The sequence below is a fragment of the Kitasatospora sp. NPDC030952 genome (genome assembly GCF_055571335.1).
Genome location: NZ_JBVIFM010000010.1, coordinates 21,509 through 46,627 on the forward strand (window position 1 = coordinate 21,509; position 25,119 = coordinate 46,627).

The 25,119-nt window shown below is 73.7% G+C and carries 24 protein-coding genes; 7 read left to right on the forward strand and 17 right to left on the reverse strand.

From position 1 onward, the window contains the following. Window positions 1-21 precede the first annotated feature (21 nt). Window positions 22-621 (reverse strand): TetR/AcrR family transcriptional regulator, encoded by a 600-nt coding sequence (locus tag ACZ47G_RS18875; protein WP_465744023.1) that lies wholly within the window; start codon window positions 619-621, stop codon window positions 22-24. A 183-nt stretch (window positions 622-804) separates the two neighbouring features. Between ACZ47G_RS18875 and ACZ47G_RS18880 the strand changes: the two genes are divergently transcribed. Continuing rightward, entirely contained in the window at window positions 805-1,980 is a 1,176-nt protein-coding gene (locus ACZ47G_RS18880; RefSeq protein WP_465744025.1) for an FAD-dependent monooxygenase, read from the forward strand. Between the two features lie 71 nt (window positions 1,981-2,051). On the opposite strand, the gene ACZ47G_RS18885 is transcribed toward ACZ47G_RS18880, so the two are convergent. Together ACZ47G_RS18885 and ACZ47G_RS18890 are read right to left on the reverse strand one after the other, a co-directional pair. Beyond that, the gene (locus ACZ47G_RS18885; protein ID WP_465744027.1) at window positions 2,052-2,408 is read right to left on the reverse strand and encodes a hypothetical protein; all 357 of its coding nucleotides are present in this window, start codon (window positions 2,406-2,408) and stop codon (window positions 2,052-2,054) included. Then, window positions 2,405-2,866, reverse strand: coding sequence for a prevent-host-death family protein (locus tag ACZ47G_RS18890; RefSeq protein WP_465744029.1), 462 nt, complete (start codon window positions 2,864-2,866; stop codon window positions 2,405-2,407). Before ACZ47G_RS18890 ends, ACZ47G_RS18885 begins: the two co-directional genes overlap by 4 nt. A 106-nt stretch (window positions 2,867-2,972) precedes the next feature. On the opposite strand from ACZ47G_RS18890, the gene ACZ47G_RS18895 reads away from it, so the two are divergent. Next, window positions 2,973-3,629: a class I SAM-dependent methyltransferase gene (locus ACZ47G_RS18895; RefSeq protein WP_465744031.1), complete on the forward strand. Its 657-nt coding sequence runs from the start codon at window positions 2,973-2,975 to the stop codon at window positions 3,627-3,629. Between the two features lie 7 nt (window positions 3,630-3,636). Here ACZ47G_RS18895 and ACZ47G_RS18900 read toward each other — a convergent pair whose 3' ends face one another. Continuing rightward, complete coding sequence (locus ACZ47G_RS18900; RefSeq protein WP_465744033.1) at window positions 3,637-4,089, reverse strand: hypothetical protein; 453 nt, start codon at window positions 4,087-4,089, stop codon at window positions 3,637-3,639. A gap of 97 nt (window positions 4,090-4,186) precedes the next feature. Next, on the reverse strand, window positions 4,187-4,696 hold the full coding sequence (locus ACZ47G_RS18905; protein ID WP_465744035.1) for a MarR family winged helix-turn-helix transcriptional regulator: 510 nt from the start codon (window positions 4,694-4,696) through the stop codon (window positions 4,187-4,189). 171 nt (window positions 4,697-4,867) lie between these two features. On the opposite strand from ACZ47G_RS18905, the gene ACZ47G_RS18910 reads away from it, so the two are divergent. Then, window positions 4,868-5,788, forward strand: coding sequence for an EamA family transporter (locus ACZ47G_RS18910; protein ID WP_465744037.1), 921 nt, complete (start codon window positions 4,868-4,870; stop codon window positions 5,786-5,788). Window positions 5,789-5,866: 78 nt separating this feature from the next. Here the strand turns inward: ACZ47G_RS18910 and ACZ47G_RS18915 are convergent, their stop codons facing one another. The 4 genes from ACZ47G_RS18915 to ACZ47G_RS18930 form a co-directional block, all read right to left on the reverse strand. Further along, a complete protein-coding gene (locus tag ACZ47G_RS18915; protein ID WP_465744039.1) occupies window positions 5,867-6,835 on the reverse strand; it encodes a hypothetical protein in 969 nt (322 codons plus the stop codon). Between the two features lie 97 nt (window positions 6,836-6,932). Further along, window positions 6,933-7,967 carry a TolB-like translocation protein gene (locus tag ACZ47G_RS18920; RefSeq protein ID WP_465744041.1) on the reverse strand — a complete coding sequence of 345 codons (1,035 nt, stop codon included), beginning with the start codon at window positions 7,965-7,967 and terminating at the stop codon, window positions 6,933-6,935. Between the two features lie 19 nt (window positions 7,968-7,986). After that, the gene (locus ACZ47G_RS18925; RefSeq protein WP_465744043.1) at window positions 7,987-9,321 is read right to left on the reverse strand and encodes an MFS transporter; all 1,335 of its coding nucleotides are present in this window, start codon (window positions 9,319-9,321) and stop codon (window positions 7,987-7,989) included. A 5-nt stretch (window positions 9,322-9,326) separates the two neighbouring features. Continuing rightward, window positions 9,327-10,268 carry an alkaline phosphatase family protein gene (locus ACZ47G_RS18930; RefSeq protein ID WP_465744045.1) on the reverse strand — a complete coding sequence of 314 codons (942 nt, stop codon included), beginning with the start codon at window positions 10,266-10,268 and terminating at the stop codon, window positions 9,327-9,329. A 284-nt stretch (window positions 10,269-10,552) separates the two neighbouring features. On the opposite strand from ACZ47G_RS18930, the gene ACZ47G_RS18935 reads away from it, so the two are divergent. Both ACZ47G_RS18935 and cobC read left to right on the forward strand, forming a co-directional pair. After that, window positions 10,553-12,025 (forward strand): cobalamin biosynthesis protein, encoded by a 1,473-nt coding sequence (locus ACZ47G_RS18935; RefSeq protein WP_465744047.1) that lies wholly within the window; start codon window positions 10,553-10,555, stop codon window positions 12,023-12,025. Further along, window positions 12,022-13,080 carry an Rv2231c family pyridoxal phosphate-dependent protein CobC gene (gene cobC / locus ACZ47G_RS18940; protein ID WP_465744049.1) on the forward strand — a complete coding sequence of 353 codons (1,059 nt, stop codon included), beginning with the start codon at window positions 12,022-12,024 and terminating at the stop codon, window positions 13,078-13,080. Before ACZ47G_RS18935 ends, cobC begins: the two co-directional genes overlap by 4 nt. Here cobC and ACZ47G_RS18945 read toward each other — a convergent pair. From ACZ47G_RS18945 to ACZ47G_RS18975, 7 genes are all read right to left on the reverse strand, one after another. Further along, entirely contained in the window at window positions 13,034-13,921 is an 888-nt protein-coding gene (locus ACZ47G_RS18945) for an MOSC domain-containing protein (RefSeq protein ID WP_465744051.1), read from the reverse strand. The genes cobC and ACZ47G_RS18945 overlap by 47 nt on opposite strands. After that, complete coding sequence (locus ACZ47G_RS18950; RefSeq protein ID WP_465744053.1) at window positions 13,915-14,457, reverse strand: hypothetical protein; 543 nt, start codon at window positions 14,455-14,457, stop codon at window positions 13,915-13,917. Before ACZ47G_RS18950 ends, ACZ47G_RS18945 begins: the two co-directional genes overlap by 7 nt. After that, window positions 14,454-14,993 (reverse strand): hypothetical protein, encoded by a 540-nt coding sequence (locus ACZ47G_RS18955; protein WP_465744055.1) that lies wholly within the window; start codon window positions 14,991-14,993, stop codon window positions 14,454-14,456. Before ACZ47G_RS18955 ends, ACZ47G_RS18950 begins: the two co-directional genes overlap by 4 nt. A gap of 144 nt (window positions 14,994-15,137) precedes the next feature. Further along, a complete protein-coding gene (glnII, locus tag ACZ47G_RS18960; protein WP_465744057.1) occupies window positions 15,138-16,160 on the reverse strand; it encodes a glutamine synthetase in 1,023 nt (340 codons plus the stop codon). A 192-nt stretch (window positions 16,161-16,352) separates the two neighbouring features. After that, window positions 16,353-17,294: an SCO1860 family LAETG-anchored protein gene (locus ACZ47G_RS18965; RefSeq protein ID WP_465744059.1), complete on the reverse strand. Its 942-nt coding sequence runs from the start codon at window positions 17,292-17,294 to the stop codon at window positions 16,353-16,355. A gap of 213 nt (window positions 17,295-17,507) precedes the next feature. After that, window positions 17,508-18,185, reverse strand: a complete 678-nt coding sequence (locus ACZ47G_RS18970; RefSeq protein WP_270143187.1) for a uracil-DNA glycosylase — start codon at window positions 18,183-18,185, stop codon at window positions 17,508-17,510. 126 nt (window positions 18,186-18,311) lie between these two features. Continuing rightward, window positions 18,312-19,403 (reverse strand): amidohydrolase family protein, encoded by a 1,092-nt coding sequence (locus ACZ47G_RS18975; RefSeq protein WP_465744061.1) that lies wholly within the window; start codon window positions 19,401-19,403, stop codon window positions 18,312-18,314. A 262-nt stretch (window positions 19,404-19,665) separates the two neighbouring features. On the opposite strand from ACZ47G_RS18975, the gene ACZ47G_RS18980 reads away from it, so the two are divergent. Together ACZ47G_RS18980 and ACZ47G_RS18985 are read left to right on the forward strand one after the other, a co-directional pair. Then, complete coding sequence (locus ACZ47G_RS18980; protein ID WP_465744063.1) at window positions 19,666-20,751, forward strand: pyridoxal-phosphate-dependent aminotransferase family protein; 1,086 nt, start codon at window positions 19,666-19,668, stop codon at window positions 20,749-20,751. A 332-nt stretch (window positions 20,752-21,083) separates the two neighbouring features. Next, window positions 21,084-23,177: a transglycosylase domain-containing protein gene (locus ACZ47G_RS18985; RefSeq protein WP_465744065.1), complete on the forward strand. Its 2,094-nt coding sequence runs from the start codon at window positions 21,084-21,086 to the stop codon at window positions 23,175-23,177. 69 nt (window positions 23,178-23,246) lie between these two features. Here ACZ47G_RS18985 and ACZ47G_RS18990 read toward each other — a convergent pair whose 3' ends face one another. Next, a complete protein-coding gene (locus ACZ47G_RS18990) occupies window positions 23,247-24,887 on the reverse strand; it encodes an APC family permease (protein ID WP_465744067.1) in 1,641 nt (546 codons plus the stop codon). Window positions 24,888-25,119: the final 232 nt, after the last annotated feature.

Genomic DNA, 25,119 nt, shown 5'->3' on the forward strand with positions numbered 1-25,119 from the left:
ATAGGGGGGCGGCCGCGGGGGTCAGTCCGGCCCGTCCAGCAGTGCGCCGAGGTAGCGGTCGATCTCCGCGCGCAGTTCCTCCGGCATCGGCACGTGCCAATGCCCGCTGCCGGCCGTGGCGTTGAACAGCACGCCGTCGCACCAGCGGATCAGCCGGCGGGCGTCCGCCTCCGGGTCGGGGGAGCCGGCGCGGGCGAGGAGATCGGCGGCGCGGTCGGCGAAGCGCGCGCCCAGGCGGTCGTAGACGCCGCGCAGTTCGGGCCGACGGGTGGCTTCCAGGGCGAGTTCCAGGCGGGCCAGGGTGAGCCTGCGGCCGGTGGTGAGCGCCTGGAACAGCGCCTCGGCGCCGACCTCGGCCAGCAGGCCGCGGGCCGAGGCGGCGGAGGCCGGGCGGCCGCCGTCGGCGAAGACCGGGTAGTCGGCGGTCTCCCGCTCGACGATCCGGGTGAGCACCAGTTCCAGCAGGGCGGCCCTGGTCCGGGCCAGGTTGGAGGTCGAGCCGGCGGGCAGGCCGGACGCGTCGTCCACGGCGCGGTGGGTGAGCCCGCGCAGACCGGCGTCGGCGATCAGGTCGATGGCGGCGTCGGCGATCAGGGTCGGGCGCGGGGGCGTCAGCGTCATGGGTCCGATCATGGCCTGTCCGCGCGGGCTCCCCCAACTCACTACAGCCGTAGTTTACGGGTCACTACAGGTGTAGTACGGTGCTGAGGCAGCCCGGTCCACTACACCTGTAGTGAACGGGTCGCGAGCGACCGGACGGATCGCATGGGAAACCGTGCGAGAAGACGAGAAGAGGACCCCCTCATGGGCCAGCACCAGGCGATCGTCATCGGCGGCGGCATCGGCGGCCTCACCGCCGCCCTCGCCCTCCACCGGCAGGGCGTCCCCGTCACCGTCCACGAGCGCGCCGTCGCCCTGGAACCCGTCGGCGCCGGACTCGCCCTCGCCCCCAACGCCCTCCGCGCCCTCGACCGGCTCGGCGTCGGCGCCCGACTGCGCGCCCTCGCCACCGCCCACCCCGCCGTCGGCGTACGCCACCCCTCCGGCCGCTGGCTCGCCCGCACCAGCACCGCCGCCGTCGAAGCCCACTTCGGCGACCCGGTCGCCGCCGTCGCCCGCGCCGACGTCATCTCCACCCTGGCCGACGCCCTCCCCGAAGGCACCGTCCGCACCGACTCCCCGGCCACCGTCGCCGACCCCGGCGACGACCGGCGGCCCGCCGTCGTCCGCACCGCCGACGGCGACCGGACCGCCGCCCTCGTCGTCGCCGCCGACGGCATCCGCTCCGCCACCCGCGGCCTGCTCTTCCCCCACCACCCCGGCCCCCGCTACAGCGGCTTCACCACCTGGCGGGCCATCGTCACCCCCGGCCGCCACCCGGCCGCCGCCGGCGAGGTCTGGGGCCCCGGCCGACTCGCCGGGATCGTCCCGCTGGCCGACGGCCGGGTCTACGTCTACGGCGCCGCCCTCGCCCCGGCGGGTGCCCGGGCCGCCGACGAACACGCCGAACTCCAGCGGCTCTACGGCGACTGGTGCGCGCCCGTCCCCCAGCTGTTCGCCCTCGCCGAGCCCGACCGGATCCTGCGCAACGACGTCTGGGAACTCGCCGACCCGCTGCCCGCCCACCACCGCGGCCGGGTCGCCCTCCTCGGCGACGCCGCCCACGCCATGTGCCCCTTCCTCGGCCAGGGCGCCTGCCAGGCCATCGAGGACGCCCTCGTCCTCGCCTCCCCCCTCACCCCCGCCACCGACCCGGCCGCCACCCTCCCCGGCTACACCGCCGCCCGCCTCCCCCGCACCACCGCCGTCGTGACCGCCTCCCGCCGCGCCGGCGCCCTCGTCGCCCTCCGCTCCCCCGCCGCCACCCTCCTGCGCACCACCGCCCTCACCCTGGCCGGCCTCCTCCCCACCCGCGCCCTCCTCAGCCGCTCCAGCGCCATCTACGACTGGCAGCCACCGACCCTCCGCCCCGGGGCCTGAGGCCGGGTCCCGCCACGCCCCGCCAGACGGCGATCGGGACGATCACAGCCCGGACACCCTCCGGCCCCGGGCTACGCCTCGGTGTCCTTCGGATGCCGGGGCGAGGCATGGAGGACGTGAACCGTGCGGGCCTTCTCGTCCACCACGTATCGCACCCGACCGCCGGCCGTCACCTCGTACTCCCACTGGGGCAGCTCGACGCCCCCGAAGACCCGGGTCGCCAAGCGGCCCCGGAGTCGATGCCGCCGGTCCAGATCCGTCCTCGCGAGCGGATTCGCCCGCAACGCCTCGAAGCACCGGCGGGCGTTACCGGGTACCTCGGCACGCAGCTCGCCCCACCCCTTCGCGGCCTCGCTGGTGCCGAACCGCACCCGCCACTCATCGCCGACCGGCGGCGGCGCGACATCGTCCCCGCGCTTCGGGCTCACGGCTGGACCACCTCGCCGTGGTCGTCACCGGGAAGGGGCCTGGTGAGCTCGGCGGTCAGCTCCGGGTCGGCGAGAATTCTGGCGGTGGCGCGCCAATCCCCTATCACGCGGTGCAGGTTGGCGTGCACGTCGAGCTCCACGACGTCGCGCGTCGCGTCGACGAGGTCGACGACGAACTCCCGCACCTCCTCCGCAGAGAGGTGTCTGACCCACGGGAAGACGGCGGGAAGTGCCAGAAGCACAGCTCGCGCGCCCTCATCGCTGCCGATCAGCGCGGCGAACAGGCGTGCGGTGACATCGGCGGTCTCCTCACGCTGGCGGTCGTGGCGCTCGGTCGTGAGGTAGAGGTCATCGCCGTCCCGTCGTGTGACGTGCACGCGCTGGACACGCCCCACGGTGTCCGCGACGCGCTTGGAGTTCTTCGACAGGTCGGAGAAGGACACGGTGGGAGTCGACATGCCTCGACGCTAATTCGGAATACGTTCCGAAGTCAATCGCCTTTGCTGCACCCGAGTGACCGGCCAGGCCCGACGGGATGTCGGTGGTGGCGGGGAGGATGGGGGCATGGGTGACTCCAGCAGGGCCATTGCCGACTACTGGGACGCGGCCGCTGCGGCCTTCGATGAGGAGGCGGATCACGGGTTGCGGGCCGGACCGACGCGGGCGGCGTGGGCGGGGCGGGTGCGGGGGTGGTTGCCGGCGGGGGCGGTGGATGTGCTCGATGTCGGCTGTGGGACGGGGTCGTTGGCGGAGCTGGTGGCGGCGGGCGGGCATCGGGTGACGGGGGTGGACCTGGCGCCGCGGATGGTCGCGCGGGCGCGGGCGAAGCTGGCGGCGGCCGGGCTGGCGGGGCGGTTCCTGGTGGGGGACGCGGGCGCGCCGCCGGTGCGGGAGGGCGGCTTCGACGTGGTGCTGTCGCGCCATCTGGTCTGGACGCTGCCCGACCCGGAGCGGGCGCTGCGCGCCTGGGTGCGGCTGCTGCGGCCCGGCGGGCGGCTGGTGCTGGTCGAGGGGCGGTGGCGCGAGGCGGGCGAGCCGTCGGCGCCGTACGTCGCCGGGGCGGGGCACCTGCCGTGGGGCGGGGGTGTCGGGGCGGAGCAACTCGCGGCGGCGGTACGGCCGTTGGTGGCGGCATTGCGCGTGGAGCCGCTCAGCGGGGACGCGGCGCTGTGGGGCGGCCCGGTGGCCGACGAACGCTACGCGCTGGTCGCCGAGGTGTAGCGAAGGACTACGAACCGCTGCCGAAGGTCCCGTTGAGCGGGTCGCCGAGGAAGCAGGCGGGGCAGCGGAGGCGGGTGTAGATCGCCACCGTGCCCATGCAGACGTCCTCGCGGCCGTCGAGCGGGGAGAGGGAGCCGGCCGGGCCGCCGCACTCCAGGCAGCGGCGATGGGGGCGGGCGTTGACCGAGCAGGCCCGGCAGATCAGATGGGTGGGGTGCTCGGCGTGCACGACGACGGGCTGGGGGCCGCCGTGGAGCAGGTGGTCGCACCAGGTGCAGGACTCGTCCCGCTGCGAGGCGAGCATCCGCTCCCGGGTCTCCCGCTGCCACTTGGCCGCGTTCTGCAGCGGCACCTTGACCGGCGGGCCCCAGCCGGCGGCGGCGAGCCACTGGGCGCCCTCCGCCCCGGCGGCCCGCAGCTGGTCGTCGACGGCGATGTCCCTGGGGGTCTTGCGGCTCATCGGGCCCCTCCTCCGGTGCGGCGTCCCGATGGGTTAACGCGGCCGGGAGGTGGTGGTCACGCGAACGACCCGGCCGTCAGCCCGAACGACCCGACCGTCAGCCCAGCGGTTCGGTGTCGCCGTGGGCGACGAGGAGCTTGCGCAGCAGGGTGTCGAGCTGGGCGCGCTCGTCGGCGTCGAGGGCGGTGAGGATGCGTTCCTCGTTGCGGATGTGGCCGGGCAGGGCGGCGTCGATGAGCTCCTTGCCGGCCGGGGTGAGGCGGACCAGGACGGCGCGGCGGTCGGTCGGGCAGGGGTTGCGTTCGACCAGGCCCTTGGCGGAGAGCTTGTCGACGCGGTTGGTGATGGCGCCGGAGGTGACCATGGCGGACTTGAGCAGGGCGCGGGCGTTGAGCTCGTAGGGTTCGCCGGAGCGGCGGAGGGTGGCGAGGACGTCGAACTCGGAGGAGTCCAGGCCGCAGGTGAGGAAGTAGTCGCGCAGGGCGTTGTCGACCCGGACGTTGAGCCGCCGCAGCCGGCCGATCAGGGCCATCGCCTCCAGCGGCAGGTCGGGGCGGTTCCTGGCCCACTGCTCGGCGATGTCGTCGACGGTGTCGCGCTGCTGCATGGCCTGTCATCTCCCTCGTGGCTGCTGGTCAACCGGTCCGCCGGTCCACGGCCTGCCGGTCCACCGGTCGGTCGCAGATATCTTAACATTCATATACTTGACGTTCGCCGATCCCGGGCGTAGAAATATCTCAACGTTCAGATAATCAACGTTGAGGGGATTGGGATCACCATGGACCGCAAGCGCGCAGGGATCGCCGCCACCGCCGCACTCGCCCCGGCCGCCTGGGGCACCACCTACCTGGTCACCACCCAGCTGCTGCCCGAAGGCCGCCCGCTGCTGCTCGCCGCACTGCGGGCGCTGCCCGCCGGACTGCTCCTGCTGCTGATCGGCCGCAAGCTGCCCAAGGGCCGCTGGTGGGGGCGCGCGGCGGTGCTCGGGATGCTCAACATCGGACTGTTCTTCCCGCTCACCTTCGTCGGCGCCTACCGCCTGCCCGGCGGCGTCGCGGCCACCATCGGGGCGATCCAGCCGCTGCTGGTCGCCGGGTTCTCGATCGGCGTGCTCCGGGTCCGGCCCGGGCGCCGGGCGCTGCTCGCCGGGCTGGCCGGAGTCGGCGGCGTGGCCCTGCTGGTGCTCAAGAGCGGGGCGACCCTGGACGGCGTCGGGATCGCCGCCATGGTCACCGCGATCGGGCTGATGGCCATGGGCACCGTCCTCACCCGCCGCTGGGGCCGCCCGGAGGGCGCCACCATGGTCGACCTCACCGCGTGGCAGCTGCTCGCCGGCTCGCTGTTCCTGGTCCCGCTCGCGGCGCTCGTCGAGGGCGCGCCGCCGGCCCTGAGCGCCTCCAACCTGGCGGGCTTCGCCTACCTCGGGCTGCTCAGCACCGCGCTCGGGTACGTGCTGTGGTTCCGCGGCATCGAGCGGCTGGGCGCCGGACCGGTGTCGTTCCTGGGGCTGATCAACCCGGTGGTGGCCACGGTCGGCGGCCTGGTCGTGCTCGGCCAGACGCTCACCGCGTGGCAGGTGCTGGGACTGCTGCTGGCACTCGGCGCCATGCTGGTCGGCCAGGCCCCGGCCCGGCGCACCGCCCCGGCCGCCCCCACAGCGGCCGCCGTACCCGCACCCCAGCCGGCGACCGCCCGCTGACGGCCCCCGCCGCCGCCCCGCCGCCGCCTCCGCCCCGCCCCGGTCACCGACCCGGGCGGGGCGGAGCCGTTGGGGGGCTCAGCCGGTGGCGCGGACGTAGATGTCGGCGGCGCCCGGCAGCCCGCCCGGGATGGTGGCGACGTAGATCCGGCGGGCGCTGGGGACGTGGGTGGGGACGGCGGACGGGGTCGCGGTGGGTGTCCAGGTCGGGGTCGGGCTCAGGGTCGGGGTCGGGCTCAGGGTCGGGGTCGGGGTCGGGGTCGGGGTCGGGGTCGGGCTCAAGGTCGGGGTCGGGCTCGGGCTCGGGCTCGGGTCGGGCACGCCGTCCTCCGGCTCACCGTCACCGGTCACGCTCGTGGAGCCGCCCGCCCCGCCGTCCACGGTGGGCTCGCCGGCGTCGTCGTCGGCGTCCGGGTCGGCATCGGTCGGGGTCGGGGTCGGGGCCGCGGCCAGAGTCGGGGTCGGGGTCGGCTCCGCCGCGATGGCCGGCGGCGCAGAGGTCGCCCCGGACCCTGGTTCCGTGACCTCCGGGGTGGCGACGGACGGCGAGGCCGACGCCCCGGACCCGGCCACCCCGGCTGCCCCGGCCGCCCCCTCCGGCAGCTCCGGGGCCTCGGCCGGCTCGTCGCCCCCGAGGGCGGCGGCGAGGTCCGGTGGTAGCGGGGCGGCGGGCCCGGGCTCGGGGAGGTCGTAGGTGCGCAGGAAGTCGCCGAGGCCGGGTTCCCGGCCGCCGCCGAGCCGGTAGTGGAGGTAGGCGATGGGCGCGCCGTCGGAGGTGCGGGTGTAGACCGCGCCGACCGGGACGTAGTAGCGGCCGGCGCCGGGGTGCTGGGAGGGGTGGAGGCCGGCCAGGCGTTCGGCGCGGTCCCGGTCGGTCTCCCGCCCGGCCCGGCCGACGGTGAGCGCGTTGACGCCGCGCACCACCAGGGCGGCGCCGGCCGACACGCACAGCACCAGGCCGACGGCGACGGTTCGCCGCAGCACGGGTCGGCCGTGCAGGGCCGGCCAGGAGTCGGTGACCATCCGCTCGGGTGGAATGCCGTCCACGGTTCGCTCGCTCCCCCGCTTCGATCAGGACGTCCGGCCGGCACATTCGGCCGGGACGTCACTCTCTGCTCAAAGTGGGACGCTAGCGGAGAGTTCCTCAGCCCAGGTAGGCGGGGGCGACGGCCGCCTTGGTGACCAGCCGGGCGGCGCCGGAGCCGTCGGCCGGGACGGTCCACAGGTCGGCGCCGTAGTCCCCGGGGAGGGCGTAGAGCAGCGTCCCGTCGTCGGACCAGAGCGCCTGGTCGTCGATGTTGCGCTGCTCGGCGGTGGCGGTCTCCGTCCCGGTCGCCAGGTCGAGGACGTACAGCCGCCAGGGGGCGTCGGGCGACAGGCCGGGAACGCGCTTCTTGTACGCGACGCGGGTGCCGTCGGGGGAGAGCGAGGGGCACTCGACGTTGTCGTGCACGGTGGTGAGGGTGCGGGCGGCGAGGTCGCCGCGGACCAGGTGGGTCTGCCCGGCGCTGGCCAGGGTGGCGTAGAAGGTGTTGTCGTCGGCGAAGGTCACGCCCCAGATGTTGATGTCGTGCGCCTGGTACGGGTGGCCGTCCTTGATGACCGCGAAGTCCTCCAGGTTCTCCCGGAGGTTCCAGTCCCGGACGTCGACGATCGAGCTGCGGGTCGAGAAGTCGCTGCCCGCGTAGGAGTCTCCGCTGACGAAGACCGTCCAGGCGGCGAGGTGTCCGGACGGGGAGACCCGGGCGCGGGTGGGGATGCCGGCGGCGGGGAAGGAGCGCCGTTCGTGCAGGTGGTCGTCCAGGACGACGGCGCGGTAGGTGTCGTCCAGCGCGCCGTGCTGGGCCTGGAGGCAGATGCCGGTGCCGGCGGCGGCGTGGAAGCGCAGGCACTGGGTGCCGGATGAGGTGCGCGGGCCGTCGGGGTGGTCGGCGGGGACGGTGGTGATCTCGTCCCGGTGCGGGCCCCAGGCCATGTTGCGGAAGAGCAACTGGCGGCCCTTCGAGGGCACTTGGAGCGAGACCGGGCCGGGTTCGACGGCCGGCCCGCCCGCCTGGGTGCGGTCGCGCTCGGCGGTGCGGTCGGCGGCGTACAGGACGGCGCCGGTGCCGACCGCACCGAGTACCAGGACGGCGAGCAGCAGCACGATCACCCGGCTGCGGTTGTTCTGCAGGTTCACGGTCTCTCCTCGACGACGCTCACGAACTCTCCTCCGCGGCAACCGATTCCGCAGCCACCGGCTCCGGCGCCCGCAGCACCATCGCCGCGCCGGCCACGCACAGCGCCAGCGCACCCGCCGACCAGGCCAGCGCGCCCGGCCCGCCGACCGCGCTCCACAGCGCGCCGAACAGCAGCGAGCAGGCGAACCGGGCCAGCGCCTGCCCGGTGCCGACCAGGGCGAGCCCGGCGCCGCGCTGCTCGGCGGGCACCGCGTCGGCCGCGGCCGCGGCGAGCACGCCGTCGGTGGCGGCGTAGAAGGACCCGTGCAGCACCAGCACGCAGATCACCGCGGGCAGCCCGCGCAGCGGCGAGAGCAGCAGCCCGTACGCGAGCAGCAGGACGCCGTGTCCGAGCAGGAAGAGCCGACGGCGTCCGATCCGGTCGGCGAGCGAGCCCAGCGGGACGGCGAGCAGCAGGAAGGCGGCCGCGGTGCCGAGCGGCAGCAGCGGGAACAGGTTGACGGACAGGCCGAGTCGGCGCTGGATCAGCAGGTAGAGGAAGGAGTCGCTGACGGTGGTCAGCCCGAGCAGCACGGCGCACAGGGTGAGCCGGCGCAGTCCGGGCAGTCGCAGCAGGGTGAGGCTGCTACGCAGTGTGGGCACGGAGCCTGACGGGTCGTCACCGACCTGCCGGTTGGGCACGAACAGCAGCAGGATCAGCACGCCCAGCGCGGCGACACAGGCGCTGACGGTGAACACCGCGTCGTAGCCGTGCCGTTCGCCGCCGTCGGCGAGCAGCGGGCCGCCGGCCAGCCGCAGCACCAGGAAGGCGGTGAGCGGGCCGAGCAGCGCGCCGGCCGTGTCCATCGCCCGGTGCACGCCGAACGCCCGTCCGCGGTGGGCGGGTTCGGTGGCCAGCGAGATCATGGCGTCCCGGGGCGCGGTGCGCAGGCCCTTGCCGGTGCGGTCGGCGGCGATGACGGCGCCGATCAGCGGCACGGTGTGGACGAGCAGCAGCAGCGGCCGGCAGAGCGCGGAGAGCCCGTAGCCGATGGCCGCGACGGTCTTGTGCCGGGCGGCGCCGTCGCGGCCTCGGCGGTCGGCGAGGTGGCCGCCGGCGAGCCGGACCAGGGCGCTGAAGCCGTTCTGGATGCCGTCGAGCAGGCCGAAGCCGAGCGGGGAGAGGCCGAGTCCGGTGAGCAGGTAGAGCGGCAGCACGGCGTTGACCATCTCGGAGGAGATGTCGGTGACCATGCTGACGGCGCCGAGGGCGAGGACCGCCCCCGGCACTGAGCGCAGGGCGGCGCCCCGCCGCACCTGGCCGGTGGCCGGTGCGACGGGGGCCTTCGAGCTGCGGGAGTCCGCGACGTACACGGGCGTCAGTTCCAGATGCCGGTGATGTCGGAGGCGTTGGCGGAGTTGCCGGCGTGGGCGTTGACGCCGGCCAGGTCCTCCAGGGTGTGCAGCACGTCGTAGTGGTTGTAGGTGGTGGCGGTGGAGCTGCCGGGGGCGACGTGGGCGCCGTAGACCACGGTCGGGATGCGGTTGCCGGCCAGCCTGTTGTCCTCGTCGAAGGTCACCACCAGCAGGCTGTTGTTGCTCTTGGCCCACTGCGCGTACGCGTCGAGGTTGCTCCGCAGCCAGGAGTCGCCGGTGCCGACCGAACAGTCGTGCATGTCGTCGCAGAGGTCGGGGATGACGAAGGAGACCTTGGGCAGGGTGGTGAAGTCGGTCGGGAAGGCGTCCATCCCGTAGGCGCTGGAGGTGGGGACGTTGCCGAAGCCGAACCACGGGTTGTGCTTCTGGGCGTAGTTGCCGCTGCTGCAGTCGGTGGCGCCGACGCCGGGCAGGCCCTCGTTGTAGCTGGCCCAGGTCTGGTTGGCGGCGAGCAGCTCGGAGGCCAGGTTGGGCTGCTGGAGCGCGCCGACGTCCACGCAGCTGTCGTCGGTGACGCCCTGGGCGCTGCCGGAGAACAGCATGTAGTAGTTGGGCTGGCTGGGGTGGGTGAGCGCGAAGGACTGGGTCAGCGTCGCGCCGCCGGCGGCCAGCGTGCCGTTGATGTACGGCGCCTTGGAGCTGCCGATGACCTGCGAGTACGCGTGGTTCTCCAGCATGACGACGATGACGTGGTCGGGGCTGGGCAGGCCGGCCGCGGTGTCGGCGGCGGCACTGCCGCCCGCGGCCCACAGGCCGAGCGAGCCGGCGACCAGGCCGAGGCCGGTGGCGAGGGCGGTGATCGGGCGGAGCCTGCGGCGACGGGCGGGGCGCGGGCCCGCGGCGGGGGTGGGGGTGCCGGGGGTGCGGAGTCGTGCGAAGGCCATGGGGTCCTCCGGGTGTCGGGGCTTCCGGGGCGGGAGCGCCGAGAACAGTAGGATCGCCGCGTGACGTGTACGGCACAAGGAAAATGAAGAACAGAAGAACAGCTGCGAGGCCGTCCCCGTACGTACCGACCACGGACGGCCCGCGGACGGCGGCGGACGGCGGCGGACGGCGGCGGACGGCGGCGGACGTCACATGCGCCGCGATTGACCCGTTTCGGCCTTGCGTGGTGGGATCACGGGGGCCCGGGAGCGCAGGGCCCGGGAACGGCAAGGAGTGCGGGAACGTGATCGGACTGGTCGCCCTCTACGGGCCCGGCCGCCCGCTGGCCGGCGAACTGCACGACCTCTGGCCGGAGGCCACCCACGTCTACCGGGCCTCGCACGGCAACTGCTTCCAGGGGCCGGAGGCGATGCGGTTCGCGCTCACCGAGCACCGCCAGGTGATCGCCGTCGGCTCGCTGGGCTCCGTCGTCGGACTGCTGAGCGATGACCGGGTCGCGGTCCCGCGCGGGGCCGAGGTGCTCTGCCTGGACCCGGGGCGGCGCTGGGTGATCCCGCTGACCCACGCCGACTCCGCCGAGGAGCTGGCCCGGGAGGTGGCGGCCGCCCTCGGGGTCACCCCGGTGTTCACCGGCCCGCCGCCGGACCCGGAGGCCCCGCTCGACCTGCTCGTCCCGCACGCCACCCGCCTCTACCGCCCCGGCGCCCGCGAGGTGGACCGGGCGGTGGCGGACGGCCGCCCGGTCCGGCTGGTCGGCGAGGTGCCGTACCCGCTGCCCGCACTGCCGCCCACCATCCGGCCGGACGCCCCCGAGGACGCCCCCGCGCTGCGGATCACCGACCGGGAGGACCCCGGCGGCAGCGACCTCCTGGTCATCCCGCGCACCCTGGTGGTCGGCATCGGCGCCGGCAGCGGCACCGAACCGGCCGACGCCATGCGGCTGTTGACGGACGTCCTGAAGGAGACCGGCTACCTGCGCTCGGCGATCGCCCGGATCGCCACCGTGGCCGGCAAGGCCGACCACCCGGCGGTGCGCTGGGCCGCGCGCTGCCTGCACGTGCCGGTGGACGAGCACCCGGCGGAGGAGCTGGCGCGGCGCACCGTGCCGAACCCGTCCGAGGCCGTCGGCGCGGCGGTCGGCACCGCGAGCGTCGCCGAGGCGGCGGCACTGGCCAGTGCGGACGGCGGTGAACTCGTCGTCGCCAAGCGGAAGTCGGCGACGGCCACGGTGGCGATCGCCCGCGCCGCGGTGCGCGGACGGCTGGCGCTGGTCGGCCTCGGGCCGGGCGCCCACGACCTGCTGGTGCCGCGCGCACTGGCCGAACTGCGGCGCGCCTCGGTGGTGGTGGGCCGGCCGGAGGCCGTCGAGGCGGTGGCCGCGCTGCTCCGGCCGGGGACGCGCCGGGTCGCGGTGCCGGAGCCCGGGACGGTGCGGAACACCCGTGGCGAGGTGCTGGACTGGGCCGGGGTGGCCACGGACCGTGCCGGACGGGTCGTCGACCACACCGGGGCGGCCGTCACCCTGGCCGCGCACGGGCACGCCGTCGCCCTGGTGGCCCTCGGCGACGGCTCGGGGCTCACCGTGCCGCCCGGCGCGTACGACGTCCTGCGGGTGCCCGGCCTGCCCGTCCCGCCCGAGGAGTCCGGCCCGCCCGAGGAGCCCGGCCCGTCCGAGGAGTCCGGCCCGTCCGAGGAGCCCGCTCGGACCGGCGAACCCTGCGAGCCCGCACAGACCGGCGAGGGAGCGACCGCATGACCACCCACGAACCCGACCTGCGCCACCACGGCGACGCCGAGGTGCGCGCCGACGGACGCGAGCTGGTCGACCTCGCCGTCAACGTCCGCACCGGCACTCCCCCGGCCTGGTTGCGCGAACACCTCGCCGCCACCCTCGGCACGCTGGCCGCCTACCCCGACCAGGGCGCCGCCCGCGCCGCGGTGGCCGCCCGGCACCGGCGCCCGGTCGAGGAGGTGCTGCTCACCTCCGGAGCGGCCGAGGCCTTCGTGCTGCTCGCCCGTGTTCTGACGGCTCATCACATCATCGTGGTGCACCCGCAGTTCACCGAGCCGGAGGCGGCCCTGCGGGACGCCGGACACCGGGTGCACCGGGTACTACTCTCCCCCGACGACGGATTCCGGCTGGGCACCGTCCCGGACGAGGCGGACCTGGTCGTCCTCGGCAACCCGACCAACCCGACCTCCGTCCTGCACCCCGCCGAGGCCGTCGCCGCACTCGCCCGACCCGGGCGCACCCTGGTGGTGGACGAGGCGTTCATGGACACCGTGCCGGGCGAACGGGAGTCCCTCGCCGCCATCCGGGACCTGCCCGGACAGGTCGTCGTGCTGCGCAGCCTCACCAAGACCTGGGGTCTGGCGGGCCTGCGGATCGGCTACGCCCTCGGACCGGCACCGCTGATCGCCGCCCTCGGCGCCGCCCAGCCGCTCTGGCCGGTCTCCACCCCGGCGCTGGCCGCCGCCGAGGCCTGCAGTGGCCCGTCGGCACTGGCCGAGGCGGACCGGGCAGCCGCCGAACTCGCCCTGTGGCGCGACTACTTGCTGAAGGGGCTGGCCGCCTTCCCGACGCTGCGGGTGTACGGCGAACCGGCCGCCTCCTTCGTCCTGGTCCGACTGCCGGGCGCGGCGGCGGTCCGCGAGCGGCTGCGCGAGCACGGCTTCGCCGTCCGACGCGGGGACACCTTCCCCGGCCTCGGCGAGGACTGGCTGCGGATCGCCGTCCGGGACGAGGAGACCACCGACCGCTTCCTCAATGCCCTGGAGAAGGTGCTGAGTTCGGCGCCGGCTCCAGCCTGACCGGGTCGCCGGTACGGATCGACCCCGGCGCCAGCACCTGGGCGTACACCCCCGCGCAGGGCAGCGCCGGCATGCCCTCCAACGGGACCAGCCGGTTGCGTTCGGCGGGCCCGCGCAGCGCCTCCGTCCGGCGGGGCAGGCCGCCGTGCCGCAGGGTGGGGACGGCGCAGCGCGGGGTGGGGGCCACGATGCGCAGTCGCAGATCCGCCCCGACGGTCAACTCCCGTCCCACCCAGGCGTTCTCGACGAAACCCTCGCCCTCGGTGTGGATCACCAGGTTGGGCCGGTAGCGCTCGGCCTCGACCTCGGCCTCGGCACCGACACCGACCCCGACGCCGACCCCGACACCGACCCCGACGCCGACGCCGACGGCGCGCAGCGTGGAGCTGCTGATCAGGTGCAGCGGGGCGAAGTCGAAGAACCCGCCCTCCGTCGCGGCCCGCCCCAACTCGCTGACCGTCACCGGGACTTCCGCCTCGATCCCGCGCGCCAGCACCTCCTCCGGCACGGCTCGCTCGACCGTCGCGCCGGGCGGGCGCTCGGCGATCAGGACGAGTTCGCGGCCGAAGGCCTCGGACAGTTCCGCCTCACCGGCGGCCCGCCCGTCCGGGCCGGTGACGGACACCCGACCGTCCGCCGCGGTCGTCGCCGAGTAGCCGAGCAGTCCGGCCCACCGGTGGGGGTTCTTGGCACTGGCCACCCGCCCGCTCGCCACGTCCAGCAGGGCCCGCCCGCGGTCCCCGGCCAGGCCCCGCGCGGACACCTCGACCGCCGAAAGCTCCTCCCCCAGCAGCGACTTGACCGGGTAGCGGCGCAGCCGTTCGATCCTGCCGATCAGCACGCCGGCTCCTCCTCCGCCCATTCCCGCAGCGCCGCGAAGTGCAGCTCCCGCAGCCCCGCCCGGGGGTCCACCCAGAGCGGCAGCGCCTCGGCCGGGTGGTTCGCCGCGATCCACTCGATGTCCTGCGGTCCGAGTTCGTCGTCCAGCCAGACGAACGGCCGCCCGTCCGCCCAGGCCACCAGATCCCTGGTCTTCCAGTGCAGCCCGTCCGGGTCCTCGCCGAACAGGTTCGTCCAGGGGATGTACGGGAGTTCGGGCAGCCCGATGCGCGGACCGATGAGGGCGTTCGCCTCGGCCATCCAGGTGGTGGCCCACACCAGTTCGTACGGCAGCGCCAGCAACTCCGGCCCGTGCGACGGATTCAGCCACACCCGCAGCGGCGCGACCTCCTCCCGCGGTTGCGGCGCGTGCCGGGCCACCCAGGACTCGGGCAGCAGCCGGTGGGTGCCGTAGCCGTCGGGGCAGTCGGTGTCGGGCGCGGCGTACGGGTTGAGCGGTCCGTCCACGTCGATCAGGAGCAGCGGGCGGCCGGTCATGCGGCGGCCGCCCACTCCAGCAGGGTCGCGAAGTCCCCGGCGCGCATGCCCTTCCGGGGGTTGACGTGCAGGGTGAGCGCCGGGCCGGGGTGGTGGGCGGCGATCCACGCGGTGTCCTGCGGCCCGAGCTCGTCGTCCACCCAGACGAACGGCCGCCCGTCCGCCCAGGCCACCACGTCCCTGGTCTTCCAGTGCAGCCCGTCCGGATCCTCCCCGAAGAGGTCCGTCCAGGGGATGTACGGGAGTTCGGGAAGCCCGAGATGGGGGCCGATCAGCGCGTTCGCCTCGGCCATCCAGGTGGTGGCCCACACCAGTTCGTACGGCAGCGCCAGCAACTCCGGTCCGTGCGAGGGGTTCAGCCACACCCGCAGCGGCTTCGCCTCCTCCCCCTCGGCGGCCCGCCGGCTCTGCCGCTCGGCCCACCAGCTGGGCATCAGGTCATGGGTGCGGTAGCCGTCCGGCTGCCGGAACCTGGGCGCGGCGAAGGGGTTGAGGGGTCCGTCCACGTCGAGGAGGAGCAGCGGCTGTCGGGTCATGCCGTGAATTGTCCGGTGGCCAAACGGAATTGACCAGCGATTTGCCCGACCCGCGGCGACCGACCCACAACGCCTGAGCCACAACGCCCGCAGGCCCTGCCCCGGTGTGCGGGGAAGGGCCTGCGGGCGTGTGGGAGGCGGGGATCAGACCTGGCCGGCCTTCTCCAGGGCCTCGCAGCAGGTGTTGATCAGCAGGCGGGTGACGACGTAGGGGTCGACGTTGGCGTTCGGGCGACGGTCCTCGATGTAGCCCTTCTGCTCCACCTCGACCTGCCACGGGATGCGGACCGACGCGCCGCGGTTGGAGACGCCGTAGCTGTAGACGTTCCACGGGGCGGTCTCGTGCTTGCCGGTCAGGCGGGACTCGATGTCGGCGCCGTACTGGGTGACGTGCTCCAGCACCTTCTCCTGCGAGGTGCCGAGCGACTCGCAGGCGGTGATGATGGCGTCGTAGCCCTCGCGCATCGCCCTGGTGGAGAAGTTGGTGTGGGCGCCCGCGCCGTTCCAGTCACCCCGGGCCGGCTTGGCGTCCAGGGTGGCGTCGATGCCGAACTCCTCGGCGGTGCGGTAGAGCAGGTAGCGGGCGATCCACAGGTCGTCGGAGACGGTCAGCGCGTCGACCGGGCCGATCTGGAACTCCCACTGGCCGGGCATGACCTCGGCGTTGATGCCGCAGATGGCCAGGCCGGCGTCGATGCAGCGGTCCAGGTGCAGCTCGACGATCTCGCGGCCGAAGACCTCCTCGGCGCCGACGCCGCAGTAGTAGCCGCCCTGCGGGGCCGGGAAGCCGCCCTCCGGGAAGCCGAGCGGGCGGGAGCCCTTGAAGAAGGTGTACTCCTGCTCGATGCCGAAGATCGACTCCTGCGCGGTGTACTTCTCCTCGACCTCGCGCAGCAGGGCGCGGGTGTTGGACTCGTGCGGGGTACCGTTCGTCTCCAGGACCTCGCACAGGACGAGGATGTTGTCACCACCGCGGATCGGGTCCTTGCAGACCTTCACCGGCTCCAGCACGCGGTCCGAGGCGTGGCCCTCGGCCTGGTTGGTCGAGGAACCGTCGAAGCCCCAGGTCGGGATCTTGTCGGCGTTGGGCAGGACGCGAGTCTTGGAACGGAGCTTCGCGGTCGGCTTGGTGCCGTCGATCCAGATGTACTCGGCCTTGATTGCCACGGCTGGTCCCTCGCATTGCTGGGTGGTGGGTGCCCGCGTAGCGTCGCAAGCCGCCGTTTCCCGGTTGTTCCTCTCATGTAACGCGCATGTGAACCAACCGTCCGCGTTGGCACGGTCACGGTACGGGAGTGCCGGGCGCGGCACTCCCGCACCGTGGAGTGCCCAGCGGCGGAATGCCCAGCCGCGGAGTGCCTAGCCCCGGCGGGCGTGCGTGGCCCGGCGGCGCCGGGTGGCCCACAGCGCGGCGGCACCGCCCGCGACCAGGGCGGCCGCGCCGGCGGCGAGCGGGGCGGTGGCGCTGCTGCCGCCGGTGGTGGCGAGCCGCTCCGGCTTGTCCACCGCCGCCTGCGGCACCGCCGCGCGCGAGCTGGTGGTGTCGGCGACCGGCTGGGCGGCGGGGGCGCTGGTGGGCGCGGCGCTCGGGGTGCCGGTGGGGCCGGAGGTGGCGGCCGGGCCGGTGGGCTTCTCGCAGCTCACCGAGGCGACGGTGATCTTCCCGGTGACCTTGGCGACGTTCAGGTTGAGCGGGTTCACCTCCACCTGCACCTCCAGGGCGGAGGCGGCGGCGGTGGTCGTGGTGGTGGTCTTCTTGGAGAGCTCCACCGACACGCTGCCGACCAGCGGCACGTCCACCTTGGTGGGGCCGTACAGCCCGACGGTGACGGGCTTGCCCAGCACGGTCAGCTTGGCGGGCGCGACCACGTCCGCGGTCGGCTGCCCGTCGACCGGGCAGGTGGCCTCGGCGCTCATCGCCTCCAGCCCGAGCAGCGCGGTGGCGGGCAGCCCGGGGGCGTGCACATCGGCGTTGACCAGCTTGACGGAGGCGGCGGCGCCCTTGGCGTCGACCCGGGTGACGGACTTGCCGATGTCGGCCTTGACCAGCTCGACCGGTCCGGCCTGGTCGACGCCCGCCACCTTGGCGGTCAGGACGGACCCCTCGCGCTGGGCCGGGGATTCCACCTTGTTCAGCGCGATGTCCACCGGGACGTCCACCGTCTTGTTCAACAGGCTGACATCCAGGGCGAGTTCGGCCGTGACGGCACGCGCCTTCCCCGGCGATGAGGCCGGAGCCGGAGCCGCCGACGGCGCGGCCTGGACGGGCCCGGCGGTGAGCGCGGTGCTCGCCAGCACCACGGCGGCTGCGGAAACGATTCGGCGCGACGAAAGGGGCGAACGGGAAGACAGACGGGACGACGGAGACAAGGCGGTACCCCCACACAGATGAAACGATGAGCCGCCAGTCTTCTCGAACGATCCGTCACATGAGCAACACGGAACGTCATTTCACCCGTAGGAGTGAGATTGACGTTCCACGCTGACCCGGATCTGCTACGGGAGCCAACTGCCCTACGGCAGCCGCCAGTCCACCGGCTGCGCCCCCTGCCGCACCAGCAGCTCGTTCGCCCGGCTGAACGGCCGCGAGCCGAAGAACCCGCTGCTCGCCGAGTACGGGCTCGGATGCGCCGACTCGATCGCCGGGACGTCCCCCAGCAGCGGCCGCAGGTTACGGGCGTCGCGCCCCCACAGGATCGCCACCAGCGGACCGCCGCGCGCCACCAGCGCCCGGATCGCCTGCTCGGTGACCTCCTCCCAGCCCTTGCCCCGGTGCGCGGCGGGCTTGCGCGGCGCGGTGGTCAGGGCCCGGTTGAGCAGCAGCACGCCCTGGTTCGTCCACGGCGTGAGGTCCCCGTTGGAGGGCTGCGGCAGGCCGAGGTCGGTGCCGTACTCCTGGAAGATGTTGATCAGGCTCGCCGGGATCGGACGCACCTCGGGCCCGACCGAGAAGCTCAGCCCGACGGCGTGCCCGGGGGTGGGGTACGGGTCCTGCCCGACGATCAGCACCCGCACGTCGGCGAGGGGCTGCTGGAACGCCCTCAGCACGTTCGGGCCGGAGGGCAGGTACGTACGGCCGGCGGCCAGTTCGGCGCGCAGGAAGTCGCCCATGGCGGCGACCCGTCCGGCGACGGGTTCCAGGGCGGTGGCCCAGCCGGGCTCGACGATCTCGTTCAGTGGACGCGGTGCCATGGGCGTCACCCTATCGGCCGATACCGACAGGGCGTCACCGCCGATGACCACCGCGAACGACCGCCCCACCGACCGCGAACGACCGCCCCGACGGCCCCCGGCGGCCCCGCCGCCCCCGCCGGCCGATCAGCCCACCGGCCGCCCGCGCAGCACCACCAGCAGCGGGTCCGCGAGCACCCGGACGTCCGCCCGCGGATCCTCCCGGTACACCACGAAGTCGGCCGGCGCCCCCTCCGCCAGCCCCGGCCGCCCGAGCCACTCCCGCGCTCCCCAACTCGCCGCCGACAGCGCCTCGGCCGGGCTCAGCCCCGCCTTCACCAGCTCCGCCACCTCGTCCGCGACCAGCCCGTGGGCGAGCGAGCCGCCCGCGTCGGTGCCGACGAACACCGGGATGCCCGCGTCGTGCGCGGCGCCGACGGTGGCGTAGCGGCGCTCGTGCAGCCGCCGCATGTGCGCCGCCCAGGCCGGGAACTTGGCCTCCCCGCCGGTCGCCAGCTCGGGGAAGGTGGCGATGTTGACCAGCGTCGGCACGATGGCCACCCCGCGCTCGGCGAAGGCCGGGATCAGCTCCTCGGTCAGCCCGGTGGCGTGCTCGACGCAGTCGATCCCGGCGGCCAGCAGGTCCGGCAGCGACTCGGCCGCGAAGCAGTGCGCGGTGACCCGGGCGCCCTCCTCGTGCGCCGCCGCGATCGCCTCGGCCAGTGCGTCGCCGGGCCAGCAGGCGGCGAGGTCGCCGCGGTCGCGGTCGATCCAGTCGCCGACCAGCTTCACCCAGCCGTCGCCGCGCCGGGCCTCGGCCCGCACGTACGCGGCGAGGTCGCCGGGCTCGATCTCGTGGGCGTAGTTGCGGATGTAGCGGCGGGTGCGGGCGATGTGCCGGCCGGCCCGGATGATCCGGGGCAGGTCCTCGCGCTCGTCGATCCAGCGGGTGTCGGCGGCCGAGCCGGCGTCGCGGATCAGCAGGGTGCCGGCGTCACGGTCGGTGATCGCCTGCTTCTCGCTGGTCTCGGCGTCCACGGCGCCGTGGGCGTCCAGGCCGACGTGGCAGTGCGCGTCGACCAGGCCTGGCAGCACCCAGCCGGTGACCGTCCGGACGTCCCCGGCGGTCGGCGGGCGGGTGAAGCTCACCCGGCCGTCCACCACCCAGAGTTCGTCCCGGACCTCCTCCGGACCGACCAGCACCCGACCCCGGACGTGCAGCACCGCGCCTTCGCTCATGGCGGCACTCTACCGACGGGCGGGTTCCCTGTAAGACCGACCGGCAAATGGTGGGTGGAGGAAGGAGCGGCGTCCGGGCCGAGTCTGGCAAGGCGGAGGAGGGAGTAGCAGCGGAGCTGCGGCGACCGACGACAACGCAGTCCAGGCGACAGCCCGGGCGTCGCGACGCCGCCCACCATTTGCCGGTCGGTCTAAGGAGGACGAATGCGGCAGACTCGTTGCCGCACCCACCACCCGTCCGCGTGCGAAAGGCCCCGACACCGTGAGTCCCTTCCTCGACCTCCCCCCGCTCAGCGCCGCCGGGTTCGCCGCGATCGAGGACCAGGTGGCCGCGCTGCTGCACACCGACGCCGACGTCATCGTCACCCAGGGTGAGGCCCTGCTCCCGCTGGAGGCCGCGATCCGCGGCGCCGCGCACCCGGGCTCCACCGCGCTCAACATCGTCACCGGTCCGTACGGGCAGACCTTCGGCAACTGGCTGCGCTCCTGCGGGGCGAAGGTCGTCGACCTCGCGGTGCCCTTCGACAGCGCGGTCACCGCCGCGCAGGTCGCCGAGGCCCTCGACCGCCACCCGGAGATCGACTTCGTCTCCCTGGTGCACGCCGAGGCCGCCACCGGCAACACCAACCCGGTCACCGAGATCGCCGCCGTGGTGCGCGAGCACGGCGCCCTGCTGATGCTCGACGCGGTCGCCTCGGTCGCCGCCGAGCCGCTGCTCACCGACGAGTGGGGCATCGACCTGTGCGTGATCGGCGGCCAGAAGGCGATGGGCGGCCCGGCCGGGGTCTCCGCCGTCTCCGTCTCGGAGCGCGCCTGGGAGCGGATCGCCGCCAACCCGGCCGCCCCGCGCCGCTCCTACCTCTCCCTGCTGGACTGGAAGGAGCGCTGGACGGACGCCGGACGCACCGTACTCCCGCACGCCCCGGCCCAGTTGGAGATGCTCGCGCTCGGCGCCTGCCTGGACCGGATCACCGCCGACGGCCTGCCCGCCGTGATCGCCCGCCACCGCGCCGCCTCCGCCGCCACCCGGGCCGGCGCCCGGGCGCTCGGCACGCTCAGCCCGTACGTCCACCAGGACGCCCACGCGGCCCCGGTCGCCACCACCCTGCGCACCGCGGCCGGCCTGCACGCCGCCGAGCTGGCCGCCGCCCTCGACCCGGCGCTGCCGGTCCAGGCCGGTGGCGGGGCGCTGGCCGCGGAGATGCTGCGGGTCAACCACTACGGCCGGGCGGCCTCGCTGGAGACCGTCCGCGCCTGCCTGAGCGCCCTCGCCGACGCGACCGGGGCCGACGCCGCCCCTGCCCTGGCCGCCGCCGAGGCCGCCTGGGCGGCGACCGCCGGAGCGTAGGTCCGACGGCCCACCCCCGCCGACGACCCACCCCCGACGACGCTTGGCCCGCCGACGCTTGGCCCGCCCGATGCTTGGCCCGCCGACGCCTGGCCCCGCCGCGCCACCGGCCGGCGGGGCCAAGTGCCCTCCGTAAAACGGAAATCGCGTCCTATAACGCCCTCCCGGATCATCTCGGGCACTACGCCTGCAACCTTTCTCCACACTCACGACATCAACGTGATGTGGACTCACATCGCTCTCGCATACCGAACCCCGCCGACGACGCGGCCCCCCGCCCCGCCCGGAGCACGCCGCTCCGGCTGGCCCGCCACGGTGCGACCTTCCTCGGTGTGAGCGTCGTGTCCGGTGTCCTGCTGGCGGGCCTCGTCCTGCCCGTCGCCGGCGGCTTCGGGCTGACCGCCAAGGCCACGGCGGAGAGCTTCGACGACATTCCCGCCGATTTCAAGACGCCGCCGCTCACCCAGGCCACCCAGATCTTCGACGCCAAGGGCGGGCTGATCGCCAAGGTCTACGAGCGCGACCGCACCGTCATCACGGCGGACCAGATGTCGCCGTTCATGCGGAAGGCCCAGGTCGACATCGAGGACGCCCGGTTCTACGAGCACGGCGCCGTCGACCTCAAGGGCATCGTGCGCGCGCTCGGCAAGAACGCGGAGAGCGGCACCACCGCCCAGGGCGCGTCCACGCTGACCCAGCAGTACGTGAAGAACGTCAACGTGGAGAAGGCCGGCGACGACAAGGACGCGGTCAAGGAGGCCCAGCGCAAGACCCTGGGCCGCAAGATCCAGGAACTCAAGGTCGCGATCAAGCTGGAGGAGGACCTGCCCAAGGAGCAGATCCTCACCAACTACCTCAACATCACCTTCTACGGGAACGGCGCCTACGGCGTGGAGGCCGCGTCCCAGCGCTACTTCAGCAAGAGCAACAAGGACCTGACCATCGCCGAGGCCGCCACCCTGGCCGGGCTGGTCCAGAACCCGTCGCAGTACGACCCCAAGCTGCACCCGGCGGCCGCCCAGAAGCGCCGGGACACCGTCATCGACAAGATGCTGGAGAACAAGCACATCACCGCCGACCAGGCGAAGGAGGCGAAGGCCGCCCCGCTGGGTCTGAAGTACAAGGACCCGCAGAACGGCTGCATCACCGCCAAGGCGGGCATGGGCTTCTTCTGCGACTACGTACGCCACGTGGTCAAGCAGGACCCGGCCTTCGGCAAGAGCAGCGAGGACCGCAAGGCCTTCTGGGACAAGGGCGGCCTGAACATCTACACCACCCTGGACCCGGACAAGCAGGCCGCCGCCCAGAACGCGGTGAGCAGCAACGTGAGGGTCACCGACACCGTCTCCGCCGCCGCGAGCATGGTCGAGCCCGGCACCGGCAAGATCCTCGCCATGGCCCAGACCCGCCCGTACGGTCTGGTGACGGAGAAGAACCAGACCGTGGTCAACCTCAATGTCGACCTGGCGATGGGCGGCGGCACCGGCTTCCAGCCCGGTTCCACGTTCAAGCCGATCGTCGCGGCCGCGGCCCTGGAGGCCGGTCTGCCGCCGATCCAGGAGTACTCGGCCCCGAACTCGATGCCGTACCCGAACATGAAGACCTGCGAGGGGACGTGGCGCAACGACGCCCGGCCCAAGACGGTGGTGCCCAACGAGTCCGCGAGCGAGAAGGGCCCGTACCAGCTGAAGATGGCGATGGCCCTCTCCGTCAACACCTACTTCGTGCAGATGGAGCAGGAGATCGGCCTCTGCGCGGTCAAGCAGATGGCCAACAAGTTCGGCATCACCGCCAAGGCCAGCGGCAAGCCGCTGGAGGAGGTGCCCGCGATGGCCCTGGGCGTCGAGGAGATGAGCCCGCTGACCATGGCGAACGTCTACGCGACCTTCGCCGCCGGGGGCACCCACTGCGACCCGCTCGCGATCAGCCGGATCACCACCGTGGACGGCAAGGACGTGCCCGTCCCGGCCGCCCACTGCGAGAAGGCGTTCTCCGAGGACACGGCGCGGGCGATGAACACCGTCCTGAACGGCGTGACCGAGAACAGCGGCACCGGCGCGGCGCTCCACCTGAAGGACAACCGGCAGATCGCCGGCAAGACCGGCACCTCGGACCACAAGAAGGCCGCCTGGTTCAGCGGCTACACCCCCCAACTCGCCACCTCCGTCTGGCTGGGCGGCCCGGCCGGCGGCGTCGAGATGCGCAACATCACCATCAACGGCACGCCCCACACCGAGGTGTTCGGTGCCGACGGCCCCGGCCCGATCTGGCGGGACGCCATGGACGACGCCCTGAAGGGCACGCCCAAGCAGTCCCTGCCGATGGCCGACATCCCCGACCCGACGCCCAAGCCCGACCCGAACAACACCGCGACGGGCAGCGGCAGCAACCCGCCGACCAACGCCCCGTCCGACCAGCAGCACTGACGCACAGCACTTCGCCCCGTCGAGCCGGTGCTCGACGGGGCGAAGTGGCGCTCGGCGTAGGGCGGTTGCTCAGTGGCCGCCCGCGTCCACCACCTCGACGCCGCGGATGTTGCGCTCGATCTCCTCGGCCGGCAGCGCCACCGCCAGCGCCCAGTAGTAGACGACCAGCGAGAACAGCACCACCACCGCGATGTCCCACCACAGCGGCAGGTTCCCCTGGGCGCCCACGCCGAAGGTGCCCTGCCAGGAGATGACCCCCATCCCGACCAGGTAGACCGGCAGCCACTGCCCGGCCTTGAAGTCCATCCGCGGCGCGTTCGGCACCCCCTTCGAGGCGGCGTAGGCGGAGTACCCGCCGAGCAGCAGGTACCCGATGATGATCGCCAGGCCCAGCCGCCACAGGGTGTCCCAGCCGGACCAGTAGATGACCAGGCTCGCCACCGCGAAGGCGATCGGCGAGAGGACCGAGCCGCCGGGCAGGTGGTACGAACGCTCCATCCCCGGCAGCCGCTTGCGCAGCACGCCGAAGGCCAGCGGGGCGCCCGCGTACATCAGCACCACGGCCGAGGTGATGAAGCCGACCAGCCGCTGCCAGCTCGGGAACGGCAGGAAGCAGAGCACCCCGGCGACCCAGGCGATGATCAGCCCCAGCCAGGGCACCGCGTTGCGGTCGGTGTACTGCAGCGCGGGCGGCGCGTAGCCGTTGCGGCTCAGGCCGTAGGTGACGCGGGAGCTGGAGGTGATGTAGACCAGCCCGGTGCCGGCTGGGGAGATCACCGCGTCGATGAACAGGACGGTGGCCAGCCAGCCCAGCCCGATCAGGGTCGCCAGACCGGCGAACGGCCCGCTGATGCCCGGGTAGGTGAGCTTGCTCCAGCCACCGGCGACGGTCTCCGGCGGCAGCGCGCCGATGAACACCACCTGGAGCATCAGGTAGACGACCGTCCCGATCACCACCGAGCCGAGCACCGCCCGGGGGATGTCCCGCCGGGGGTTGCGGCTCTCCCCCGCCCACTGGATGGCCTGCTCGAAGCCGAGCAGCGCGAAGATCACCCCGCTGGTGCTGATCGCCGCCAGCACGCCCTTGGCGCCGTCCGGCGCGAAGCCGTGGACGTCGAAGTTGGAGCCGTGGAACTCGGTGAGGCCGAAGGCGAAGATGGTCAGGACCGGAATGGCGACCTTCCACACGGTGGCCGCGCTGTTGGTGTGGGCGAGCAGCCGGACGCCGAGGAAGTTGATCGCCACGAACACCCCGAGCAGGACGGCCGCGACGACGAAGCCGGAGCCGGTCAGGGTCAGGTCCTTGTTCAGCAGGCCGTCCGCCCAGCTCCAGTGCTGGGCGTAGTTGATCATCGCCTGCACCTCGATCGGCGCGATCGTCGCGGCCTGCAGCCAGGTGAACCAGCCGAAGGACATCCCCGCGAAGCCACCGAAGGCGTAGTGCGGGTAGCGGGCGGTGCCGCCCGCCACCGGGAACAGCCCGCCCAGCTCGGCGTGGATCAGCGCCAGCAGGATGATCGCCACCGCACCGATGCCCCAGGACACGATGGCGGCCGGGCCCGCCGCCACCGCCGCCTTCTGCGCCCCGAACAGCCAGCCCGAGCCGATGATCGCGCCGACCGAGGCCCAGAGCAGCCCGGCGAGGCCCACCTCCCGCTTGAGCCCGCTGTGCCCTGCGGTGGGCGGACTCGTATTCGTACTGTGAGCCATGCGCGGCCACCTCTCGTGTCAGGGGAAATCCACCCCGACAGTGCCGCAGCCCCGCCTGCTCACCGCCCCCCGAAACACCCCCTGACCTGCACCCTCACCCAAATGGTCGGCAGAGGTGGGACCACACGGGCCCGCCCCGGGAACCCCCGGGACGGGCCCGTCGACGGTTGGGCTCAGACCACGCCGAACCTGTCGGACGATCCAGATGTCCGAGCCGCTCCACCATGACCTC

Excerpts from the sequence above, each read along its gene's own strand:
- ACZ47G_RS18875 (WP_465744023.1), bottom strand. The coding sequence starts at position 621 with ATGACGCTGACGCCCCCGCGCCCGACCCTGATCGCCGACGCCGCCATC.
- ACZ47G_RS18880 (WP_465744025.1), top strand. The coding sequence starts at position 805 with ATGGGCCAGCACCAGGCGATCGTCATCGGCGGCGGCATCGGCGGCCTC.
- ACZ47G_RS18890 (WP_465744029.1), bottom strand. The coding sequence starts at position 2,866 with ATGTCGACTCCCACCGTGTCCTTCTCCGACCTGTCGAAGAACTCCAAG.
- ACZ47G_RS18895 (WP_465744031.1), top strand. The coding sequence starts at position 2,973 with ATGGGTGACTCCAGCAGGGCCATTGCCGACTACTGGGACGCGGCCGCT.
- ACZ47G_RS18900 (WP_465744033.1), bottom strand. The coding sequence starts at position 4,089 with ATGAGCCGCAAGACCCCCAGGGACATCGCCGTCGACGACCAGCTGCGG.
- ACZ47G_RS18905 (WP_465744035.1), bottom strand. The coding sequence starts at position 4,696 with ATGCAGCAGCGCGACACCGTCGACGACATCGCCGAGCAGTGGGCCAGG.
- ACZ47G_RS18910 (WP_465744037.1), top strand. The coding sequence starts at position 4,868 with ATGGACCGCAAGCGCGCAGGGATCGCCGCCACCGCCGCACTCGCCCCG.
- ACZ47G_RS18930 (WP_465744045.1), bottom strand. The coding sequence starts at position 10,268 with ATGGCCTTCGCACGACTCCGCACCCCCGGCACCCCCACCCCCGCCGCG.
- cobC (WP_465744049.1), top strand. The coding sequence starts at position 12,022 with ATGACCACCCACGAACCCGACCTGCGCCACCACGGCGACGCCGAGGTG.
- ACZ47G_RS18950 (WP_465744053.1), bottom strand. The coding sequence starts at position 14,457 with ATGACCGGCCGCCCGCTGCTCCTGATCGACGTGGACGGACCGCTCAAC.
- ACZ47G_RS18955 (WP_465744055.1), bottom strand. The coding sequence starts at position 14,993 with ATGACCCGACAGCCGCTGCTCCTCCTCGACGTGGACGGACCCCTCAAC.
- ACZ47G_RS18970 (WP_270143187.1), bottom strand. The coding sequence starts at position 18,185 with ATGGCACCGCGTCCACTGAACGAGATCGTCGAGCCCGGCTGGGCCACC.
- ACZ47G_RS18975 (WP_465744061.1), bottom strand. The coding sequence starts at position 19,403 with ATGAGCGAAGGCGCGGTGCTGCACGTCCGGGGTCGGGTGCTGGTCGGT.
- ACZ47G_RS18990 (WP_465744067.1), bottom strand. The coding sequence starts at position 24,887 with ATGGCTCACAGTACGAATACGAGTCCGCCCACCGCAGGGCACAGCGGG.